Below are 315 nucleotides of genomic sequence, written 5' to 3' on the forward strand. Positions count from 1 at the left end.
GTTTGGCGTTGGAATAAGGCAATTCTAGAGCATTCAAAACCTTGTCTTTATCCTTTAGAAATGTCTTAAATACCGTCTGGAAAATAGGATTAACAGTGGCTATTTCCTGTTCGATGAGGTCAAAGAAATGGTCTGAGTTCTTGTCTTGGAAATGGAATAAGAGCAATTGATAGAGTTCATAGTGTTGTCGTAGTTCCTCGGAGAAAGACAGGAGTTTTACTAGGATTTCCTTGTTAGTCAAATGCATACGAAACATAGGGCGATAAAATCGTTTATCGCTGAGTTTACGGCTATCTTGTTGTATCAATTTCCAGT

General features: G+C 37.8%; 1 pseudogene. It reads right to left on the minus strand.

The window, feature by feature from the left end:
• Positions 1–315 (minus strand): annotated as a pseudogene (locus PMES_RS16450) (ISL3 family transposase); the annotation flags it as partial.

This window comes from Profundibacterium mesophilum KAUST100406-0324, assembly GCF_009835145.1.
Classification (GTDB): Bacteria; Pseudomonadota; Alphaproteobacteria; order Rhodobacterales; family Rhodobacteraceae; genus Profundibacterium; species Profundibacterium mesophilum.